16 protein-coding genes are annotated in these 21,525 nt (G+C 69.2%); 5 read left to right on the top strand and 11 right to left on the bottom strand.

Annotation, left to right across the window (positions count from 1 at the left end; translation table 11 throughout):
* The first annotated feature begins 53 nt into the window (after nucleotides 1-53).
* Together MMB17_RS13510 and MMB17_RS13505 are read left to right on the top strand one after the other, a co-directional pair.
* The gene (locus tag MMB17_RS13510) at nucleotides 54-983 is read left to right on the top strand and encodes a histone deacetylase family protein (RefSeq protein WP_241099103.1); all 930 of its coding nucleotides are present in this window, start codon (nucleotides 54-56) and stop codon (nucleotides 981-983) included.
* A gap of 367 nt (nucleotides 984-1,350) precedes the next feature.
* The gene (locus MMB17_RS13505; RefSeq protein ID WP_241102192.1) at nucleotides 1,351-3,036 is read left to right on the top strand and encodes a methyl-accepting chemotaxis protein; all 1,686 of its coding nucleotides are present in this window, start codon (nucleotides 1,351-1,353) and stop codon (nucleotides 3,034-3,036) included.
* Between the two features lie 101 nt (nucleotides 3,037-3,137).
* Here the strand turns inward: MMB17_RS13505 and ribB are convergent, their stop codons facing one another.
* From ribB to MMB17_RS13485, 4 genes are all read right to left on the bottom strand, one after another.
* Nucleotides 3,138-4,214, bottom strand: coding sequence for a 3,4-dihydroxy-2-butanone-4-phosphate synthase (ribB, locus tag MMB17_RS13500; protein WP_241099102.1), 1,077 nt, complete (start codon nucleotides 4,212-4,214; stop codon nucleotides 3,138-3,140).
* A 33-nt stretch (nucleotides 4,215-4,247) separates the two neighbouring features.
* A complete protein-coding gene (gene aroC / locus MMB17_RS13495; protein WP_241099101.1) occupies nucleotides 4,248-5,345 on the bottom strand; it encodes a chorismate synthase in 1,098 nt (365 codons plus the stop codon).
* A 76-nt stretch (nucleotides 5,346-5,421) separates the two neighbouring features.
* The gene (locus MMB17_RS13490) at nucleotides 5,422-6,396 is read right to left on the bottom strand and encodes a PdaC/SigV domain-containing protein (protein WP_241099100.1); all 975 of its coding nucleotides are present in this window, start codon (nucleotides 6,394-6,396) and stop codon (nucleotides 5,422-5,424) included.
* Between the two features lie 83 nt (nucleotides 6,397-6,479).
* Nucleotides 6,480-7,613 (bottom strand): anhydro-N-acetylmuramic acid kinase, encoded by a 1,134-nt coding sequence (locus tag MMB17_RS13485; RefSeq protein WP_241099099.1) that lies wholly within the window; start codon nucleotides 7,611-7,613, stop codon nucleotides 6,480-6,482.
* A gap of 150 nt (nucleotides 7,614-7,763) precedes the next feature.
* Between MMB17_RS13485 and tyrS the strand changes: the two genes are divergently transcribed.
* Nucleotides 7,764-9,041, top strand: coding sequence for a tyrosine--tRNA ligase (tyrS, locus tag MMB17_RS13480; RefSeq protein ID WP_241099098.1), 1,278 nt, complete (start codon nucleotides 7,764-7,766; stop codon nucleotides 9,039-9,041).
* A 12-nt stretch (nucleotides 9,042-9,053) separates the two neighbouring features.
* On the opposite strand, the gene MMB17_RS13475 is transcribed toward tyrS, so the two are convergent.
* Nucleotides 9,054-12,542 carry a YhdP family protein gene (locus MMB17_RS13475; RefSeq protein ID WP_241099097.1) on the bottom strand — a complete coding sequence of 1,163 codons (3,489 nt, stop codon included), beginning with the start codon at nucleotides 12,540-12,542 and terminating at the stop codon, nucleotides 9,054-9,056.
* 140 nt (nucleotides 12,543-12,682) lie between these two features.
* Between MMB17_RS13475 and MMB17_RS13470 the strand changes: the two genes are divergently transcribed.
* Nucleotides 12,683-13,147, top strand: coding sequence for a peroxiredoxin (locus tag MMB17_RS13470; RefSeq protein ID WP_241099096.1), 465 nt, complete (start codon nucleotides 12,683-12,685; stop codon nucleotides 13,145-13,147).
* A gap of 102 nt (nucleotides 13,148-13,249) precedes the next feature.
* On the opposite strand, the gene ahcY is transcribed toward MMB17_RS13470, so the two are convergent.
* The 4 genes from ahcY to MMB17_RS13450 all read right to left on the bottom strand — a co-directional run bounded on the left by ahcY (nucleotide 13,250) and on the right by MMB17_RS13450 (nucleotide 17,501).
* Nucleotides 13,250-14,656, bottom strand: coding sequence for an adenosylhomocysteinase (gene ahcY, locus MMB17_RS13465; protein ID WP_238312077.1), 1,407 nt, complete (start codon nucleotides 14,654-14,656; stop codon nucleotides 13,250-13,252).
* 126 nt (nucleotides 14,657-14,782) lie between these two features.
* Complete coding sequence (locus tag MMB17_RS13460) at nucleotides 14,783-15,031, bottom strand: hypothetical protein (RefSeq protein ID WP_238312079.1); 249 nt, start codon at nucleotides 15,029-15,031, stop codon at nucleotides 14,783-14,785.
* A 237-nt stretch (nucleotides 15,032-15,268) separates the two neighbouring features.
* Nucleotides 15,269-16,891, bottom strand: a complete 1,623-nt coding sequence (locus MMB17_RS13455) for an AMP-binding protein (RefSeq protein WP_241099095.1) — start codon at nucleotides 16,889-16,891, stop codon at nucleotides 15,269-15,271.
* Between the two features lie 10 nt (nucleotides 16,892-16,901).
* Complete coding sequence (locus MMB17_RS13450) at nucleotides 16,902-17,501, bottom strand: nitroreductase family protein (RefSeq protein ID WP_241099094.1); 600 nt, start codon at nucleotides 17,499-17,501, stop codon at nucleotides 16,902-16,904.
* 300 nt (nucleotides 17,502-17,801) lie between these two features.
* Here MMB17_RS13450 and MMB17_RS13445 point away from each other — a divergent pair, with 300 nt between their 5' ends.
* Nucleotides 17,802-18,614, top strand: a complete 813-nt coding sequence (locus tag MMB17_RS13445) for an endonuclease/exonuclease/phosphatase family protein (RefSeq protein WP_241099093.1) — start codon at nucleotides 17,802-17,804, stop codon at nucleotides 18,612-18,614.
* On the opposite strand, the gene cls is transcribed toward MMB17_RS13445, so the two are convergent.
* Nucleotides 18,505-19,941, bottom strand: coding sequence for a cardiolipin synthase (gene cls, locus MMB17_RS13440; RefSeq protein ID WP_238312086.1), 1,437 nt, complete (start codon nucleotides 19,939-19,941; stop codon nucleotides 18,505-18,507). The two genes, MMB17_RS13445 and cls, sit on opposite strands and share 110 nt — an antisense overlap.
* A 102-nt stretch (nucleotides 19,942-20,043) precedes the next feature.
* Nucleotides 20,044-21,525, bottom strand: coding sequence for a M48 family metalloprotease (locus MMB17_RS13435; protein ID WP_241099092.1), 1,482 nt, complete (start codon nucleotides 21,523-21,525; stop codon nucleotides 20,044-20,046).

The raw sequence follows: 21,525 nt of genomic DNA, 5'->3' as shown, positions 1-21,525 counted from the left end.
TGCGACACGGAGTTGAGCCCGGGTGAACCGGGCCGTGCCGGGAGGGACGATCGGTGACGACTTTGTACGTGAGCCACCCCGCGGCCCTGGACCACGCCGTGCCCGTCGGCCATCCGGAGCGGCCGGCCCGGATCAAGGCGGTCGAGCAGGCCCTGGAGGCGGAACGCTTCTCGACGCTGCTGCGCCATCTCGCCCCGAGGGCCGAGCTGAGCGTGGCGGAGCTCGCCCATCCGGCCTCCTATGTCGAGGCCATCGCCGCCGCCGTCCCGCAGGAGGGGCTGGTCCAGATCGATTCCGACACGCTGATGTCGCCCGGGTCGCTGGAGGCGACGCTGCGGGCGCTGGGCGGCGCGACCTACGCGGTCGACGCCGTGATGAGGGGCGAGAACCCGAACGCCTTCGTCGCCATGCGGCCGCCGGGCCACCATGCCGAGAAGGACCGGGCGATGGGCTTCTGCCTGTTCAACCACGCGGCGGTGGCGGTGCGCCACGCCCGCAAGGCCCACGGCGCCACCCGCGTCGCCCTGGTCGATTGGGACGTGCATCACGGCAACGGCTCGCAGGACATCTTCTGGGACGATGCGAACGTCCTCTACGCCTCGACCCATCAGATGCCGCTCTATCCCGGCACCGGATCCCGCAGCGAGCGGGGCAACCACGACACCATCGTCAACGTGCCCCTCAAGGCCTTCGACGACGGCGCGGTGTTCCGCGAGGCCTTCGAGGCGGGGATCGTGTCGCGCCTCGAAACCTTCGCCCCCGACCTGATCGTGATCTCGGCGGGGTTCGACGCCCACCACCGGGATCCGCTGGCCAATCTCCAGCTCGACGAATCCGATTTCGGCTGGGCGACCCGGAAGCTGATGGAACTCGCCGACCGCCATGCCGGCGGCCGCATCGTCTCCGTGCTGGAGGGCGGCTACGACCTCGAAGGCCTGAGCCGCTCGGTGGCGGCCCATGTGGATGCCCTGATGGGGCGGTGACCGGGCCGCGTCCCGCGGCCGCACGAAGAGCCCACCGACGCGCGCCGAACCCTCCGCCATACCGCGGCGGCGGACGCCTTTTGAGGCAGGCCCGGCGCCGTATCCCGCCTTGCTTGCATCGGATTGCCGGCTCGCAATCCTCGATGAGTTGCGCCTTCGGCCAAGAACAGCCTCGACGTGTGATTTCGAATGCGGGATTTCGTATTTCTCCCAGGCAATAGGGAAACATTGCACTCAAATTCGAACGAAGCCCCAACTGAAATTGGTAAAATTATTCAATGGACGCTTCTAAAGATTGTTAACTTGCGTCCCCTACACGTGCATCTTGGGCAGAGAAATCTGCAATATGTTTCCACGGTGTACGATGATGCTTCGGTCGATCTCCATCAAAGGCAAGCTGATCGCGTGCTTCGGCCTGATGTTTGCCCTCGTGGCGGCGCTGACGGGCCTGTCCTTCTATCAGATCCACGTCATGCACGGGGCGAGCGAGGATCTCGGCGCCAACCGGCTCCCGGCCATCCAGATGCTGAGCCGGATCCAGACCGCGGCCCTGCGCATCCGCATCAATGGCGGAAGGCTGCTGTCGTCGAAGACGCCGGAACAGCGGGCGGATGCCCTCACGTCGCTCGATCAGCGTTTCGAGGAGCTCAAGACCCAGAAGGCCGCCTATCTCGCGCTGCCGTCCACGCCTGAGGCGCGCAGCCTGTTCGCGACCTTCGAGCAGGAATGGGAGGCCTATCTGACGCTCCACAGGAACGCGCTCGCGCGGGCCGAGGCGGGCGACCTCGCGGGGGCGAGCGCCAGCTACGACACGGAGATGTCCGACGGCATCCGCAAGATCATCGCCACCCTCGGCAAGATCACCGCTCTGAACGACGCGGCGGCCGACGCGAGCCGCGATCAGGCCCGCGCGGCCAATGCGCAGGCCCAGATCCAGCTCCTCGCCTTCCTCGGCCTCGCGATGCTTCTCTCCGTGGGCGCCGCGCTGCTCCTCATCCTGGAGGTCAGCCGCCCCCTCGGGACGATGACGGGGGCGATGCATCGGCTCGCCTCCGGCGACACCGGAACCGTCGTCCCCGCCATCGGCCGGCACGACGAGATCGGCGCCATGGCCGACGCGGTGCAGGTGTTCAAGGAGAACATGATCCGTACCGACGCCCTGGAGAAGGAGGCCGCCCTGGCGCGGGCCGGCGCGGAGGCGCAGCGCAAGGCGGCGATGGCCGAGATGGCCGACGGGTTCGAGACGGCGGTCGGCGGCATCATCCACTCGGTGACGAGCGCGGCGGCCCAGCTCCACGCCACCGCTCAGACCATGACCGCGACCGCCACCCAGACGGCCAGCCAGTCCAACACCGTCGCCGCGGCGGCGGAGGAGGCCGCCTCCAATGTCGGCACCGTCGCCGCCGCGGCGGAACAGCTCGGCTCGTCGGTCCAGGAGATCGGACGCCAGGTCGAGGGCTCGAGCAACCTCGCGCAGGCCGCCGTGTCGGAAGCCGACCAGACCGCCCATCTCGTCCAGGAGCTGAGCCAGGCCGCGGCCCGCATCGGCGACGTGGTCAGCCTGATCTCGACCATCGCCGGCCAGACCAACCTGCTCGCCCTGAACGCTACCATCGAGGCGGCCCGGGCCGGCGAGGCGGGGCGCGGCTTCGCGGTGGTCGCCGCGGAGGTGAAGGAACTCGCGAGCCAGACGGCCCGGGCGACCGACGAGATCTCCGGTCAGATCGCGCGCATCCAGGGCTCCACAGGGCACGCCGTCACCGCCATCGGCGCCATCGCCGCGCGGATCCGCGAGATCAGCGGCGTCGCCACGAACATCTCCGCGGCGGTGGAGGAGCAGGGCGCCGCGACGCAGGAGATCGTGCGCAACGTCTCCCAGGCGGCGACCGGCACCGGCCAGGTGACCGCGAACATCGCCGGGGTGGCGCAGGCTGCCGACGAGACCGGCACGGCGGCCAACCAGCTCCTCGCCTCCGCGTCCGAGCTGTCGCGGCAGTCGAACCAGCTCGACCACGAGGTCAAGCGCTTCCTGGCTACCGTCCGGGCCGCGTGAGGCAAGGTCCGCCCGGCCGGTGACGGTCGGGCGCCTCGGAGCCACGGCTTCCTCGCTTCGGAGCCGTGGCCCGATCGCTCCGAAGCCGTGCGAGGCCCCTTTCAGCCCTCCAGCGGCTCGTCCCCGACGAGCTCGATGCCGAAGCCGGAGAGGCCGACATAGGAGCGGGAGGAGGTCGCCAGGTTCCGGATCGAGCTGACGCCGAGGTCGCGCAGGATCTGCGCGCCCAGGCCCACCTCGCGCCACTGGCGCACGCGCTGCGCCTCGGCGCCCTCCTCCGCATAGCGGGACAGCGGCACGCCGGCGGTGCCGTCGCGCAGATAGACCAGCACGCCGCGGCCCTCCTTGGCGAAGCGGCGCATCACGCACTCGATCTGCTTCCCGCCCTCGATCACGTCGGCGACGACGTTGGAGCGGTGCAGGCGCACCAGCACGTTGCGGCCGTCGCCGATCTGCCCGTGCACGAAGGCGAATTGCTGGATCGTCTCGAAGGGCGTGACATAGGCGTAGCCCGTCATCGCGCCGAACTCGGTCTTCACCGGGAAGCTGCCGACCCGCTCGACCAGCCGGTCGCGGGCCTGGCGATAGGCGATGAGATCGGCCACCGAGACGCGCTTCAGGTTGTGCTTGCCGGCGAAGTCCGCGATCTGCTCGCCCTTCATCACCGTGCCGTCGTCGTTGGCGAGCTCGCAGATCACCCCGACGGGCGGCAGCTCGGCCAGACGGCAGAGATCGACCGCGGCCTCGGTATGGCCGGAGCGGATCAGCACGCCGCCATCCTTGGCGATCAGCGGGAAGACGTGGCCGGGCCGCACGAAATCGCCCGCGCCCATGTTGCCGTTGGCCAGCGCCCGCACGGTGTTGCAGCGCTGCTCGGCGGAGATGCCGGTCGTCAGCCCGTGCTTCACGTCCACCGTCACGGTGAAGGCGGTGCCCAGCGGGGCGTCGTTCGAGGCGACCATCGGGTCGAGATGGAGCCGGCGCGCCTCGGCGAGGGTGATCGGCGCGCAGACGATGCCGCAGGTGTTGCGGATGATGAAGGCCATCTTCTCCGGCGTGCAGAGCGAGGCGGCGACGACGAGGTCGCCCTCGTTCTCGCGGTCGTCGTCGTCGGTGACCACGACGATCTCGCCCCGGGCGAAGGCGGCGATGGCTTCAAGGACGTTGGCGTGGGACAAGGCAGATCTCGGGTTGGGCGGCAGCGGCGACGGTCAGGCGGCGGGGCCGACCTGCCCCCGATGGCGCAGATAATGATCGGCAAGGACGCATGCCATCATGGCCTCGGCCACCGGCACGGCACGGATGCCGACGCAGGGGTCGTGGCGGCCCTTGGTGACGATGTCGACCTCGCGCCCGTCGGCGGTGATCGTGCGCCGGGGCGTGAGGATCGAGGAGGTGGGCTTCACGGCGAAGCGCACCACCACCGGCTCGCCGGACGAGATGCCGCCGAGGATGCCGCCGGCATGGTTGGCGAGGAAGCGCGGGCGCCCGTCATGGTCCGCGCGCATCTCGTCGGCATTGTCCTCGCCGCGCAGCGCGGCGGCGGCGAAGCCGTCCCCGATCTCGACGCCCTTGACCGCGTTGATCGACATCATCGCCGCGGCGAGGTCGGCGTCGAGCTTGCCGTAGAGCGGGGCGCCGAGGCCCGGCGGCACGCCCTCGGCCACGACCTCGATCACGGCGCCGACCGAGGAGCCGTCCTTGCGGATGCCGTCGAGATAGGTCTCGTAGAGCGCGGCCGCCTGCGGGTCCGGGCAGAAGAAGGGGTTGCGGGCCACCTCCTCCCAGTCCCAGCGGGCGCGGTCGATGGCGTGCGGCCCCATCTGCACCAGGGCGGCGCGGATGGTGATGCCGGGGATCACCTTGCGGGCGATCGCCCCGGCGGCGACGCGCGCGGCGGTCTCGCGGGCCGAGGAGCGGCCGCCGCCGCGATAGTCCCGGATGCCGTATTTGGCGTCGTAGGCGTAGTCGGCATGGCCCGGCCGGTAGCTGTCCCGGATCTCGGAATAGTCCTTGGAGCGCTGGTCGGTGTTCTCGATCACCAGGGCGATGGGCGTGCCCGTGGTGACCTGGCCCCCGGTGCGGTCGTCGGAGAAGACCCCCGACAGGATCTTCACTTCGTCCGGCTCGCGGCGCTGCGTGGTGAAGCGGGATTGCCCCGGCTTCCTGCGGTCGAGCTCCGCCTGGATCTCGGCCGCCTCCAGCGCCAGGCCGGGAGGGCAGCCATCGACCACGCAGCCGAGCGCGACCCCGTGGCTCTCGCCGAAGGTCGTGACGCGGAAGAGATGGCCGAACGTGTTGTGCGACATGGTGGGCGTGCTCTAGAGCGCTCGCCGCCTCGTGGGAAGCCGGCTCCGTGAATGGGAGCCGCGCGCCCGCCCCGCCTCAGCGCAGCGGGAGCGGTTCCTTGGCGAGCGTATTCACCTGATCGATCGGGATCTCGCACTCGTAGACGCCCTCGGCATAGGCGCCGACCGCGTATTGCCCGAACTCGATTCGGGCGGTCTTCTCCTTGAAGGACCAGTTGGCGAGATCCTTGACCACATCGGCGACCTGTTTGGGCAGATCGGGCTGGATGTCCTCGCCCGCCCCGCGCTCGACTTTCTCGGCCTTGACCTTGGCGAGGCAGATCTTGTCGATCGCAGCCTGGGCTTTGGCATCGAACAGGTCGGCGAAGCCGAGCAGCTTGCCCTTGCGCAGATCGATATGAATGCCCCGCCCGCTGGCCGAGCCATGGGCGCCGCCGCTGAAATCGTAGCCCGTGGACCAGATCGAGAGGAAGGTCGGCGAGGCGTAGGCGATCGCCCAGCTCTCTTCGTGGCTCCAATCGCGCTCGTCCGGCTCGTCCTTTTTGAAGGCGATGCCCTCGGCCGTCTTCTTGGCCTCGGCGTCGAGAAGGCGTTCGCCGGGCGTCGCGGGGTCGGGGAAGCTGTAGAGCTGCACCGAGACCTCGACCTTGTCGCGGCTGCCGGCCTGATTCACGAAATAGGGGAGTGGGCGCCGGGACAGGCCGGGGCCCGATTCCGGCCGCGCCGTCAGCACGCCGACCCGGGCATTGTTGGCGCTCGCGATGCAGGCGGCCGGCGCCTTCTCGTTCAGGCAGTTGCGGTTGCGCTCCTTCAGCCAGCGCCGCTGGTCGTCCAGAGCCGGCTTCTTCTGGTCCTCGGGAAGCGCCGCGCGGATGCCGGCAAAGGCCGCGTCCATGGCATCGTCGGAGGTCTTCGCGGCCGGGTCCGCGCAGATCATCTTCTCGATCGGCTGCTTGGCCTGAGCGCAATCGAAGGCCGCGGCGGGCGTCGCCACGAGGCCGCCGAAGAGGAGCAGCACCGCCACCTCCATGCCTCGACCGTACCAACGCATCGCCCGTGTCTCCGCTCTCTGGGAAGCCGTGCTTAGCCGTCGGCGCGGCGGGAGGCGAGATGGGATCTCCCGTTGTCCTCTCCTTACGGCCGCGCCAGCACGCCCCCGGAGATCGGCGCGCGCACGCCCGTGGTGCTCGGGAAGGTGATCGGCAGGCCCTTCAGCGATCGCACCGCCAGGAAGGCGAAGGCCTGGGCCTCGAGATAGGCCGAGGACCAGCCGATGGCGTCGGCGGTCGTGATCTCCGCGCGCAGATGGTAGTTCAGGAGGCGCACCAACTCGCCGTTGCGCGCGCCGCCGCCGGCCACGATCCAGCGGGTCGGGATCTCGGGGGCGTGGTCCAGGGCGCGGGCCACCGCCCGGGCAGTGAAGGCGGTGAGCGTGGCCGCCCCGTCCTCCGTCGAAAGCTGGCCCGCGAGCTTGTGCGAGAACCAGTTCCGGTCGAGCGATTTCGGCGGCTTGCGGAAGAAGAAGGGGTGGGTGAGGAGCCAAGCCAGCAATTGCTCGTCCGGCCGGCCCCGGGCGGCGGTGCGGCCGCCATCGTCGAGATTCTTGTTCTCGCGCTCCTGCATCCACTCGTCGATCAGCGAATTTCCCGGCCCGGTATCGAAGGCGATCACGCCGCCCTTCGAATCGATGAGCGTGGCGTTGGCGACGCCGCCGATATTGAGGATGCCGAAGGGGCCCTCGAAGCCGGAGGCCTCGGCCAGAGCCTTGTGGAAGATCGGCACCAAGGGCGCGCCCTGGCCGCCCGCCTCGATATCGGCCCGGCGCAGGTCGGAGACGACAGGGATGCCGAGGCGTGCGGCGAGCGCGGCGCCGTCGCCGATCTGGATCGAGAGGCGTTGGTCGGGGCGGTGGATCACGGTCTGGCCGTGGAAGCCGATCACGTCGATCTCGGCGGCCTTCAGCCCGTTCTCTTCCAGGAAGCGCTCCACGGCCTCCGCATGGGCCTGGGTCACGAAGGCCTCTGCCTCCGGCAGGCGGCCCGGCCGGTCCCCGGGATGGACGACGCTCTCGGCGTCCTTGGTGGCCGCGCGCAGCAGCGCCTTCTCCTCGTCGGCATAGCCGCGATAGCCGGTCGGCCCGAGGGGTTCGAGGAAGTTGTTATGGCCCTTCACCACGTGGACGCGCTCGCCGTCCGTCTCGATCAGCGCCACGTCCACCCCGTCCAGGGAGGTGCCGCTCATCAGGCCGATCGCCCGCATCATCGCCATCGTCTGCCCACGCCCGCGCGCGCCCCGTGCCTTTCGCCGGCTCTGCTGCTAAGAGCCGGCGCCTGTCATTTCCGACGATGTGGCTAGCACGGGGGATTCGGACTGTCCCCTCCCCCGGGGCCGCCGAACCGATCGAGACGAAAACCTGTCATGTCCTCTTCGCCCGAGCCCTTCGCCCCGAAATCCGACTTCCTGCGGATCCTGAGCGAGCGCGGCTACATTCACCAGGGCTCGGATCTTGCCGGCATCGACGCCGCGGCCCTCGAGGGCCGGCTGACCGCCTATGTCGGCTACGATTGCACGGCGGCCTCGCTGCATATCGGCCACCTGCTCTCGATCATGATGCTGCACTGGCTGCAGAAGACCGGCGGCAAGCCGATCGCGCTGATGGGCGGCGGCACCACCCGCGTTGGCGATCCCTCAGGCCGCGACGAGACCCGCAAGATCCTGACCCTCGAGCAGATCGAGGAGAACAAGGCCGGCATCCAGAAGACCTTCGCCCGCTTCCTCGATTTCGGCGAGGGCGGCAACGGCGCGCGCATGGTCGACAATGCCGAGTGGCTGACCAAGCTCAACTACATTGAGATGCTGCGCGACATCGGCCGGCACTTCTCGGTCAACCGCATGATGTCGATGGACAGCGTGCGCCTGCGCCTGGAGCGCGACCAGGAGCTGTCGTTCCTGGAGTTCAACTACATGATCCTCCAGTCCTACGACTTCGTGGAGCTGAACCGCCGCTACGGCTGCATCCTGCAGATGGGCGGCTCGGATCAGTGGGGCAACATCGTCAACGGCATCGATCTCGGCCGCCGCATGGGCACGCCGCAGCTCTACGCCCTGACTTGCCCGCTGCTCACCACCGCCTCCGGTGCCAAGATGGGCAAGACCGCCGCCGGCGCCGTCTGGCTGAACCCGGACATGCTCGCGCCCTACGATTACTGGCAGTTCTGGCGCAACACCGAGGACGCGGATGTCGGCCGCTTCCTCAAGTTGTTCACCCTGCTCCCGCTGGACGAGATCGCCCGGCTCTCCGCGCTCGCGGGTGCCGAGATCAACGAGGTCAAGAAGGTGCTCGCGACCGAGGCGACCGCGCTGATGCATGGCCGCGAGGCGGCGGAGGCCGCCGCGGAGACCGCTCGCAAGACCTTCGTGGAAGGCAGCGTCGCCCAGGATCTGCCGAGCGTCACGATCTCGCCGGACCTGCTGGAGGCGGGTCTCGGCGTGCTGACCGCCTTCGGGCCGGAATACGCCAAGCTCGTCCCCTCGACGAGCGAGGCGCGCCGCCAGATCAAGAGCGGCGGCCTGCGGGTCAACGACGTGCAAGTGAGCGACGACCGGGCCGTTCTGCGCGCCTCCGACCTCACGAGCGAGGGCGTGATCAAGCTCTCCTTCGGCCGCAAGAAGCACGTGCTGCTGCGGGCGGGCTGAAGCGCCCGCCTCTCATCGGTCCGAAGGCGGCGGCTCCGGTAGCCCGTTGGCGTAGGCGTCGCCGCCACCCGCACCGAAGAGTTTGCGCAGGAAGCCCGGTGCCACCGCCGAGAGGGGGTTCACGTTCACGTTCGGCTTGGCGATCGGCCCCGAGACGTTGAAGTTGATGGCGAACAGGCCCTCGTTGTGTCCTCCCGCCAGGAGCGGGCCGACCAGGGGCACCTGTGCCACCACGTTGTTGAGCCCGTAGAGCGGCACGAAGGTGCCGTTGATCTCGGTGCGGCCCTTGTCCGTGTCGAGCCATCCGCCCAGGGTGAAGCCCATGGCCGCATTCGAGATGGCGGCATCGGTGAAGGTCATGCGCGATCCCGAGCGGGTGAAGTTCGCCCGCATGCGGTCGAATACGACCTCGCTGCCCTGCCCCTGCACCACATGCCGGCGGCCCTTCGCATCGACATATTCGCTGGTCTCGGGTCCCTGCGCCATGATGCTGGACAGGGCCGGCTCGTTGCGCAGGGCGAAATCCTTGATCTGCACGACGCCCTGCTGCGGCCCATCGCCGAGGGCGATGTTGAGCAGCACCCGGCCGCCATACATGCGCTTGTAGATGTCGAGAAAGCGCAGGGTCGAACCGGCATCCGACGAGTCGAGGGAGAGCATCGGCACGCCGCCGGCGCCCTTGGCCACGGTGGCGGAGACGGGTGCCGCGCCGAACTTGCCGCGGAACTGGGCCGAGCGCACGTCGCTGCCCCGGGTTTTCAGCTGCAGGCTGGCATTGGTGAGGTTCTCGTTGTTGAAGCCCGCCAGCACGTTCAGGCTGACCTCGGCCTCGATGTCCTTCGGCGCGGGATCCTTGCTCCCCTTGCCGTCGGTGCTGGTCAGCGCCCGCAGGAACGGCCGCGCATCGCCGACGGCGCCCTTGACGACGACCTTGTAGCCACCGGTGATGCGGTCGAGGCTCGCCCTCATGTCGTCGCCCGGCGAGAGTTTCAGCGCGGTCAGGTCGGCCCGTTCGAAGCCGTTCTCGGTGCTCACCGTGGCGCTGCCGCGGGCGAGCGCGGGCGCGGCTTCGAGGACGATGTCGCGAAGCTCCATCGCCGAGCCGGTATCGAGCAGGGTGAGGCTGAGCCGGCCGGGCTTGCCGGCGGCCTTGCTCCAACCGGGCAGAAGCCCGTCGATCGAGGCCTTCATCAGATCGGCCTCGACCTTGATCGGCGGCTTGCCCGACCCGGCGCGCCCGATCGGCACGACGAAGCGCAACGGGATCGTTCCGGCGAGCTGCGGCGCGGAGGGCAGCCCCTTCTTGGCGCGGAAACCGTCATCGACAATCACGCCGACCACTGCCTCGCCCGGCGCGCCGGGCTTGGCCTGCTTCAGGTCGACCGTCACCGGTGCCCCGAGCATCCGCCCGTCACCCTTCAGGCTGAACCCGCTGCGGTCGTAGGACAGGGCGAAGCGGCCGTTCTCGAAACGGTCCTTGCCGACGATCCTGTCCATGGCGAAATCCGAGAGCGTGCCGGTCAGCACGATCGGGATGTCGACGAGGTCCCCGGGATTCTTCAGGTTGAGCGGGAAGTCGATGCGTAGGTCGACGCGGCCCTTGATCGTGGCGGGATCGATGTCCGTGCCGGTCAACCCGTGGAACATCTTGGTCTGGAGGAGCGCGGCAAGGGCATCGCCGCCGCCCGTGAGCCGGAATCCGATCTGGGCGGTGATGTCCTCGGGCTTCGGATCCCGGATCACGAAGGAGCCTTCGGTCAGGAACATCGTGCGGTTGTCGGCCATCCGCAGCTCGGCGGTGGCGCCCTCCACCGTCGTGCCGCGCCCGGTGATCACCCCGGCGACTTGGCCCCGCGACAGGGGCGGCGCGTCGGGGGAGATCAGAAGTCCCGCATCCGAGAGCGTGAAGGCGATGTGGATCGCTTTGTCCGGCATCGGGTCGCCGCGAGTGGCCGCGGCCAGCTCGGCGCCGCTCATGTCGACGACGATGTCGGCCGCCTCGACATGGCCGCCGCGCAGGTAATCGACCAGATAATTGCGCACCGGCGGTGCGATGTTCTCCGGCCAGAGGCGCAGGGCCGCGCGGGTGTCGGTGTCCCCCGCCTCGATATGAAGAGTCAGGCCGCCATCGTCCCGGGCCGCGCCCACGCTGCCCGAGAGCCGGCCGCTGAACAGGTCGCCCTTCAGGTTCAGCTCGTCGATGCCGACACCGCCGGCCCAACCGACCAGGCGGCCGTCGATCTCCGCGATCTTGACCGGGGCGTCCTGCTTGGCGGCGCCGCGCAGGATCGCGTCGCGCCCGGAAAAGGTGAAGGTCCAGGCCGTGGGCGAGCCCGGCGGGTTCATCGCGAAATTGCCGGTGAGATGCGCACGGTTGCCGGCGCCGAGATAGTCGAGCCCGTCGAGCTGGACCGCGCGATGGGTCTCGTCCCAGCTCATCCGCGCCGTCACGCTCTCGATCGTGACCGGGTTGAAGTCCTTCTCCTCGATCAGCAGGTTGCCGTCGCTGGTGCGGACATCGGCGGTCATCGTGTCGATGCGGCCGGCGGTGAGCGCCACGTCGGCCTCGGCCGAGAGCTTCAGGTCCGTGACGATCGGCAGCTTCGACTGGCCGGACAGCAGCAGCATGTCCATGACTGGCAGGTCGTCGAGGGTGATGGTGCCGGTACGGTGACCGTTGCTGCCCTCGTGCAGGGTGCCACCGAAGCGCCATTCCCCATGCGGGCCGTCGATGCGCAGCTCGAACAGGCGCGCGTCCTGTGCCGCGTCGCGGTGGAACAGGCCGTTGACGTGCTCGAACACGGCGCGCGTCCGGGCGTCGTCGTCGATCAGGGTCAGGCGGCCGTTGGTGATGCGGGCCCGGTCGAGGGCGCCGATCACGCCGGCGGAATCGAGCACCACACCGAAAATCGAGGCGGCGGCCGCCGAGATCGGCGAGACGGTGCCCCGGGCCGCGTCCACGCTCGGCAAGGTGTGGGGCTTGGCCGCGCCTTCCTGGCTGGGCGAGGAGGCGGCGAAGGCGATCGAGCCGTCGTTGTGGACGAGGGCCGTCATCTGGAGGTCGCGGAACTCGATGGAGCGCGGCTGCACCGAGAGGCGCAGCAGGCTCCAGGTGTCGAGGCTCACCACCGCCAGCGGCGCGCGCACCACCAGGGCGCCTTCCGGATTGTAGACGTCGAGGCCGGCCACCCGCAGGGCCAGGGAATCTTCCGCGTCGAGCTCCAGGGCGCTGTCGCGCAGCTCGACCTTCCAGTTGGGCCCGATGCTGCCGGCGATGGCGGAGGCCACTTGCGCCGACATCCCGTCGATGCGCAGGGGCCCCTGGGTCAGCCGGAGCACCGCCCAGCCGGTCCCGAGCAGGGTCAGGCAGAGCAGGAGCGTGAAGGCGAACGTGCACCATAGGACAGGCCGCCGCCGACGCCGCGACGGCTCCGGAGCGGTGGGCGTGCAGGGACCCGCGACGGCTTCCCGCAGCAGGGTCCTGGCCGTTTCCTGGTCCATCAAACCTTCGCCGTCGGATCGGATCGCCCGCCCGAGCGATCGGGCGACTTTCCACGGAATTCACGGCCTCCGGCATGGCATGATCGGACCGGTCGGCGCATCACCAAGGCACACCATCAATCGGCCGAAAGGAAGGCACGATGTCTCTGAAAGACGGCGACCAAGCCCCGGATTTCACACTTCCCGGTGCCGGAGGCGAGACCATATCCCTCGCCAACCTGAAGGGTCGCAAAGTTGTGTTGTATTTCTATCCGAAAGACGACACTAGCGGTTGCACACTTGAAGCTCAGGGCTTCAACGCGCTTACAGAAGCCTTCGAAGCGGCGGGTGCCGTCGTGATCGGCGTCTCGCCCGATTCGGTGAAGAGCCACGACAAGTTCCGCGTCAAGTACGGTCTGACCTTCCCGCTCGCCTCCGACGAGGCCAAGTCGATGCTCGAAGCCTATGGCGTATGGGTCGAGAAGAGCATGTATGGCCGCAAGTACATGGGCGTCGAGCGCACCACGATGCTGATCGATCCCGAAGGCCGCATCGCGCGAATCTGGCCGAAGGTGAAGGTGCCGGGCCATGCCGACGAGGTGCTGACCGCCGCCCGCGCCCTCTGAAGCGGACGCGCATCACCACGAACGCGAAACGGGCGGCCCGCGAAGGCCGCCCGTTTCGTTGTCCGGCAGGCAAGCGGCCCGGGGCGCGGGCCGCCGCCCTCCTCAGTAGCGGTAATGCTCGGGCTTGAACGGGCCGCTCTCCGGTACGCCGATATAGGCGGCCTGGTCGGGGCGGAGCTTGGAGAGCTTCACGCCGATCTTCTCGAGGTGCAGGGCCGCGACCTTCTCGTCGAGGGTCTTGGGCAGGGTGTAGACCTGCTTCTCGTACTTGCCCGGGTTGGTCCAGAGCTCGATCTGGGCGAGCGTCTGGTTGGTGAAGGAGGCCGACATCACGAAGGACGGGTGGCCGGTCGCGTTGCCGAGGTTCACCAAGCGGCCCTCCGACAGGAGGATGATGCGGTGGCCGTCGGCGAACTCGATCTCGTCGACCTGCGGCTTGATGTTGGTCCACTTGAGGTTCTTCAGGCCGGCGACCTGAATCTCGTTGTCGAAGTGGCCGATGTTGCACACGATGGCGCGATCCTTCATCGCCCGCATGTGCTCGATCGTGATGATGTCCTTGTTGCCGGTGGCGGTCACGAAGATGTCGGCGCGGGGGGCCGCCTCTTCCATAGTGACGACCTCGTAGCCCTCCATCGCCGCCTGCAGGGCGCAGATCGGATCGATCTCGGAGACCATGACGCGGCAACCGGCGTTGCGGAGCGAGGCGGCCGAGCCCTTGCCCACGTCGCCGAAGCCCGCGACCATGGCGACCTTGCCGGCCATCATCACGTCGGTGCCGCGGCGGATGCCGTCGACCAGCGACTCCTTGCAGCCGTAGAGGTTGTCGAACTTCGACTTGGTGACCGAGTCGTTCACGTTGATCGCCGGGAAGAGCAGCTTGCCCTCCTTGGCGAGGATGTAGAGGCGGTGCACGCCCGTGGTCGTCTCCTCGGAGACGCCCTTGATGGAATCGGCGAGGCCGGCGAACCAGCCCTTGGGCTTCTCGGCGAGCTTCTTCTTGAGGAGCGCGAAGAAGATCTCCTCCTCCTCGGAGCCCGGCTTGTCGAGGAAGGCCGTGTCGCCCTGCTCGGCGCGCAGGCCGAGATGCACGAACATGGTGGCGTCGCCGCCATCGTCGAGGATCATGTTCGGCATGGAGCCGTCATGCCAGTCGAACAGCTTGGCGGTGTAGTCCCAGTAATCCTTCAGGGTCTCGCCCTTCACGGCGAAGACCGGGATGCCCGCGGCGGCGATGGCGGCGGCGGCGTGGTCCTGGGTCGAATAGATGTTGCAGGACACCCAGCGGATATCGGCGCCGAGAGCCTTGAGCGTCTCGATCAGCACCGCGGTCTGGATGGTCATGTGCAGGGAGCCGGCGATCTTGGCGCCCTTGAGCGGCTGGCTCGCGCCGTACTCCTCGCGAACGGCCATCAGGCCGGGCATCTCGCTCTCGGCGATCGAGATCTCCTTGCGGCCGTAATCGGCCAGGCCGATGTCCTTGACGATGTAATCCTGGGCGACAGCCATGGGATGTCCTCTCTCGCGTTGCCGTTGGCGCGGCCTCTTTAGCAGGGGCCGGCCTAGCGAGCAATCAAGACATAAAGATGTCTTTATGCGAATAGGTCCAAGCAGGCGTCGCCGCTGGGGCGAGGCTCACATGTCGCGGTTGCGACGGGCCTTGCCCCTGCCGGCGGGCGCCGAGGTGCGGCGCATGCAGGCCGTGTAGATCCGCTTGCCGATCGCATAGGGGCCGAGGCCCTGCGGATCGGGGGTGCTGAACACCTTTGCCTCGGCCTCGGAGCGACAGGCTGCGTCCTGCGGGCTCTGGATCGGCGGCTGCGCCGCCGCGCCGGCGACGCTGAGGCCGAGCAGGACGGGAGCGAGGACGGGGGTACGCATCATCGGGGTTCCTCCTTGGTTTCGGACATGCGGGCACGGTCCCGGGAACCGGGTAGCTATCATGCCGGGTGGGGAGATAGGTCTCAGCCGGAGCAAGGCCCGCTTGGCCGAACCGAGGCCACTCTTCGCAGCGCTTTATGCAGCTTGAAGTTGCGAAGCTCGGCACGGGAGGCCGGATCCGCCCCTCCCTCGACGGTCGGAACAGGCGCGGCGGATCCTTTGGCAGGCGCCGGAGGAGCCTCAGGCCGTCCCGTCGCGCAACTGGCGGCGGATGATCTTGCCGGACGTGGTCAGAGGCAGGGATGCCCGGAAGATGATCTGGCGCGGATATTCATGGGCCGAGAGCCGCTTTTTCGCGAAATCCCGGATCTCCTCTGCGAGAGCCGGCGTGGGCTGGAAGCCCTCGCGCAGCACCACGAAGGCGGTGACCACTTCCGTGCGCAAGGCATCGGGCATCCCCACCGCCGCGGCCAGGGCCACGGCCGGGTGACTCGTCAGGCAGTTCTCGATCTCGGTCGGGCCGATCCGATAGGCCGCCGAGGTGATGAGGTCGTCGTCGCGGCCGACGAAGCGCACATAACCCTCCGCGTCCCGCTGCGCCCGGTCGCCGGTGAGCCACCAGCCGTCGCGGAATTTCTTCGCGGTCGCTTCCGGCTGGTTCCAGTAGCCGAGGAACATCACCGGGTCGGGGGCCTGCACGCAGATCTCGCCGATCTCCCCCGCCGCCGCCTCGGATCCGTCCTCGCGCAGGATCGCGACGCGATGGCCGGGCACCGGTTTGCCGGTGGAGCCGGGGCTCGCCACGCCGGCCGCTCGGCACGAGGCGAGCACGAGGTTGCACTCGGTCTGGCCATAGGCCTCGCCGATGGTCAGGCCGAGGGCGTCCTGCGCCCAGGCGAAGGTCTCCGGCCCGAGGGATTCCCCGGCGGAGGCGATGTTGCGCAGGGAGGAGAGATCGAAGCGCGTCCGCGGATTCTCCAGGCCGCACAGCATCCGCAACGCGGTCGGCGGCAGGAAGGCGTTGGTGATGCGCAGGCGCTCGATCAGGCCGTAGGCCGCCTCCGGCTCGAAGCGAGCGGAGGGCCGGGCCACGACCGGGACGCCGAGCTTGAGGGATGGCATCAACACGTTGAGAAGGCCCCCTGCCCAGGCCCAATCCGCGGGCGTCCACATCAGGTCCGCGCCCTTGGGCAGGAAGTCGTGCATCATCAGGAAGCCCGGCATGTGGCCGAGCAGCACGCGGTGGCCATGCAGGGCGCCCTTGGCGAGGCCGGTCGTGCCGGAGGTGTAGATCATCAGGGCCGGATCGTCCGGGCCGGTCTCCCGAGTCGCGAAGTCCGGCGAGGCCGCAGCAATGGCTTCCTCCAGCGCCTCCGCCTGCGCGGACGCACTGTCGGCGCTCAGGAACACGCTCAGTCCGGGCAGCGCCGCGCGGATCGGGGCGAGCTTGGCGAGGCCGGCGGCATCGGTGACGATCGCCCGGGCACCGGAATCCGAGAGCCGGTAGCGCAGGGCCTCCTCGCCGAACAGGCCGGCCAGCGGCAGGGCGATGGCGCCGAGGCGATAGGCGGCCAGATGCGTGACGACGACATGCGCCGATTGCGGCAGCAGAACTGCGATCCGGTCGCCGGGGGCGATGCCGCGGGCCGCAAGGGCGCCGGCCAGACGCAGCGAGCGGTCCCGCAGGTGGCCGTAGGAGACCGGGGTGACGCTCCCGTCCTGGGCCACCTGGAGCAGTGCCGTGCGCTCCGGCGCGGCCAGCGCCCAGCGGTCGCAGACATCCGCGGCGATGTTGTAGCGGTCAGGAATCTCCCAATGGAAGCCGGCGACGAGCGCGGCATAATCGGCCGCCGGCTTCAGCATGGCGCCTGCCTCAGCCCTGGCGCGGCAGGAAGCCGCCGGCCTGGACGAAGTCGCTGATCGGCCGGCGGCCGTTCGGCGTTTCCTTGACGCGCTGCTCCTCGCTCAGATCCTCGTAGGCAATGGGGCGGCCGACCGCGTAGGCAGCCTCGATCCGGTGATGCTCCGGCAGGTTCAGCTCGATCGCGGCCCGCGCCATGTCGAAGCCGGTCATTCCGTGGGCGAGCCAGCCCTGCTTCACCGCTTGCAGCGCGAACAGGGCGGAGGCCGCACCGGCATCCAGCGAGGCGCTGTAGGAGGGCTTCAGCTCGTCGCCGAGCTTCATCATGCCGTTCGAGGCCAGGATGACCAGGGCACCGGCATCCTTGGCCCATTTCTGGTTGCCCGGCACCAGCAGACCGAGGAACGTCTCCCATTCCGGCGTGTCGCGCAGGGCGTAGGCGAAACGCCAGGGCTGCGAATTGTAGGCGGAGGGCGCCCAGCGCGCCGCCTCGAACATGCGCTTGAGCTCGGCTTCCGGCACGGCCTCGCCCGTATAGGCGCGCGGCGAGCGGCGGTTCAGGAACAGCGGATCGATCTCGTGATCGGCCTGGCGCGGGTTCGGATGCGTCACGGGTGCCAAAACTCCGGTCGAAAACGCCTTCGCAGGCGCGAACGAGCCCTCCTATGGCATGGCGAAGCCCGGGGGCTCCAGTCGCCTTGCGTATGGGGGGCATCGCCACATCGTGAGGCTGCAAATCATCCACATCGGAGCGGCCGGTGCTGCGGTGCGACAGCGCGGTTCAACCTCGCCTGATCGAACCGTGATCGATGCGGATGCCGGGCGAGCGAACCCTGGGGCGGCGGAGACGTTGCGTCTGCGCCCCTCCGGGCCGCCTCATTTCCGTCATTCCGGACCTCGACCGCTTCGCGCATGCCCAGATCCGCTCCCAAGCGCCGCCGCTTCGACTTCGCCGATTCGACCCGCTGGGGAAGCCCCGCCCGCGCACCGGGCGAGCGCAAGATCGTGAGCTGGAACCTGCTGCGGCGCACCGGCGCCGCGGTGGAGTGCCTGGTGGAACTGATCGAACGGGAGACGCCGGACCTCGTGCTGATGCAGGAGGCAACGGAGGAGATCGCGGCGCTTCCCGAGAAGGTCGGCGGCGTCTTCGCCCGGGCTCCCCTGCCCGGCCGCATCCACGGACCCGCCATGTGGAGCCCGACGCCCTGGTTGCACCCGCCCGAGATCGTGGCGCTGCCCTCCGGCGTCCTCATCGACCGGGTCTGCCAGGTCCTAGATCTCGGCGCGTTCGGCGTCGCCAACGTCCATCTCTCCCACGGCCAGATGCTGAACCGGCGCCAGCTCCGCCGGATCCAGCAGCACCTACCGGAGCGGGCGGCGGTGCTCGGGGACTACAACATCGTCGGCCCGGCCCTGCTGCCGGGCTTCCGCGATGTCGGGCCGCGCCGGCCCACCCACGCCATGGCCGACATGGTGCCTCTGCGGCTCGACCGCTGCCTCGTGCGCGGCCTCGTCTGCCACGAGCGGGCCGTGCTCGCCCGCGGGCTCTCCGACCATCGGCCGATCGTGGTCAGCCTCGCCCCGGGCACGGAAGCGCAGGCCCGCTTCGCCCGGCTCAGAGGTATGGCAGAAGCAGTCGGACGCCTGCGTCGCGCAGGCGCACCGGGAGCGCGCGAGCGGCCAGATCGTCCGCTGTCAGCCGGGTCTCGCGCTTCGCCAGGATGAAATCGTCGAGCCGGGCGGCCAGGGCGGGATCGTAGACCTCGACATTCATCTCGAAATTGAGCCGGAACGAGCGCGTGTCCCAGTTGGCGCTGCCGATGAAGGACCATTCCCGGTCGACGGCCATTGCCTTGGAATGGTCGAAGGGCGGCTCGTCGAGCCAGATCCGCACCCCGGCCTCCAGCAGCGGGCCGATATGCGCCCGGGTCGCCCAGTCGACGAAGCGATGGTCGCTGCGATGGGGGATGACGACGTCGACCTCGATCCCGCGCCCTGCGGCGAGGCAGAGGGCGTTGAGGATCAGCTCGTTGGGCAGGAAATAGGGCGTCGTCAGCCGGATCGAGCGCCGGGCGCAGGCGAGGGCCTGCAGGATGACGCTGGCAATCTTCTCGATATCGGCATCGGGCCCGGAGGTGACGACGCGGGCGGTCACGTCGCCGGCCGGGGCGAGGTCCGGGAACCACGCCTCGCCCTCGAGCTCCTCGCCCGCCACGAAGGCCCAGTCCGTGGCAAACGCCTGGGCGAGCTGTTCCACCACCGGTCCCTCGATCCGGAAATGCGTGTCGCGGATCGGGAAGGCGGGGTTTCTCGCGACGCGGTTGCCGTCGGAGATGTTCACGCCTCCGGTGAAGGCGAGGCCTCCGTCGAGGAGGAGCAGCTTACGGTGGGTGCGCAAGTTCAGGAACGGCATGCGCCAGGGCAGCGCCGAGTGCATGAACAATCCAGCCGGCACCCCGGCCCCCCGCAACCGCCGCCAGACGGCGGGGAAGAAGTAGCCCGAGCCGATGCCGTCGACGATCACTCGCACGGCGACGCCCCGTGCCCTGGCCGCGATCAGCGCCTCGCAGAAGGCGCCACCGATCTCGTCGTCGCGGAAGATGTAGCTCGACAGAGCGATGCTGGTGCGCGCCTGCCCGATCGCCTCCAGCATCGCCGGATAGGCCTCGTCCCCGTTGCGCAGGAGCGCGATGCGGGTGCCGGCGACGACGGGAAGCTGCGTGATCGCCTGCACCGCCCGGTCGAGGGCGCGATAGGCCTCCGGCACGGGAGCCGGCGCCTGCGGCGTCTCGTCGGTCTGCTGCGAGGGCCGCCGCTTGAGCTTGCGTGCGCGCCGCTCGACCCGGTTGATGCCGAAGGTGAGATAGAGAAGGCTGCCGAAGAAGGGCGAGAGCCAGGCGAGCCCGATCCAGCCGATCGCCGCCCCGACCACGCGCTTGCGCAGGAGCGCGTGCACGGACACCAGCAGGGACAGGGCGAGACCGGCCAGGAACAGGAGATCCGTGCGGATCGAGGCCGTTTCCTGAAGCCAACGGGTGAGGGCGTCTTCCACGCTTGAGTCGCTGTTCGCCGAGAGGTCACGGGATCGGCGCCGGGTGGCGCTTCAAGACACCAAGCTAGAGCGGTCGCGCCGGAAGGGGACGTCGGCGTGGCGCTACTCGACCACCAGCTTGTAGCTCTGCCCCGGCCGCACGCTCGCGCCGCGCTCCATGCCATTGAGCACGAGGAAGCGCTCGCTCGCCCGGTCGGTCACCACCATGCGGCGGGCGAAGCTCTCGACGGTGTCGCCCTGCGCGGCGGTGACGACTTCGAGATGCAGCGGCTTGAGGGAGCGGGCCTCTTCCGGCGGCACGCTCGACAGGCTCTCGATCCAGCGCCGGAAGGCCGGCTCGGGATCGGTGCTGCCCTTGGCGGCCATGATCATGCGGTAGGTCGCGTCGCCCTCTCGGATGGCGGCGAGGCGGAAGGTCCAGTCCTTGCCGCGGGAGAGCGCGGTGACGGCGGCCCGGCTGCCGATCATCCGGTTCTGGATGGAGCCCGGCTCGATCGCGTCGTTCCAGGTCGCCTTGAGCATGTCCTCGAGGCTGCGGCCGCTGTTGCTCTCGACCTGATCGAACAGGAGCCGGCTCCTGCCGTCGCGGGTGGTGCCGAGCACGGCGTTGCGGGTGTTCTCGATCGCGAAGCCGTCGGGCACCTCGAAGGCGATGCCGAGGCTCTGGTGGATGAAGCGCTTCCCGCGCACCACGCCCTCACCGGGATTGTCGCCGTAGCTGAGCCCGTCGATCGCCGCCATGTAGCGGGCGCGCTCGTCGGCCCCGAGGCCGGGGGCACCGATGCGGCGGGCGGCCTGGGTGACGAGGACGACGCGCTCCGCGGTGGCCGGATGGGTCGCGAGCATGTCCGGTTCGCCCGGCGCCCCGGCCCCCGCGCCGAGGGCCATGGTACGGCTCAGGCTGGTCAGGAAGCGACTCGCGCCGAAGGGGTCGTAGCCGGCCTTCGCCAGGGTGCGCACGCCGATCGTGTCGGCCTCGAGCTCCTGCTCGCGGGAGAAGCGGGCGAGTGTCACCTTCGACTGGCTCTCGAGCTGCGCCCCGGTGACGGGATCGTTCAGCACGTCGGCGACGACGCGGCTGACGAGCTGCGACCGGAGGGCCATCTCGCTGCGCGCATTGGCGTGGCGCAGCGTCACGTGCGCGATCTCGTGCGCGAGCACCGCCGCCACCTCGGAGGTATCGGTAGCGAGCGCCAGAAGCCCGCGGGTGACGTAGAGCCGCCCGCTCGGCAAGGCGAATGCGTTGACGACGGGCGAATCGAGCAGCGTGACCGCGAAGGCCTCGTCCGGCCGATCGCTCGCCTTCACGAGCCGATTGGTCACGTCCGTGAGAAGCCGGTGCACCGTGGGTGAGCGATACTCGCCCCCGAAGGAAGCGACGAGCTTGGCGTGATCCGCGTCGTCGGACGGCCGCTCACGCCCCGTCGTGCGCGGGGCCTCGGCGGGCACCTTGATCGCAGCGGGCGTCAGAACCGCACCGGTCTGGTCGCCGGCGCAGGCGGCGACCTGCAGGGCCAAAAGAAGAGCGAGCGCGTGGCGGCAGCCTGCGCCGGGCCGGTTGGCCTGTCCCAATTCCCCGTTCAT

Source organism: Methylobacterium organophilum (assembly GCF_022533465.1).
GTDB classification, from domain to species: Bacteria; Pseudomonadota; Alphaproteobacteria; order Rhizobiales; family Beijerinckiaceae; genus Methylobacterium; species Methylobacterium organophilum.
Note: the sequence above shows the minus strand (reverse complement) of the source record. Positions and strands in the feature narration are given on the sequence as shown.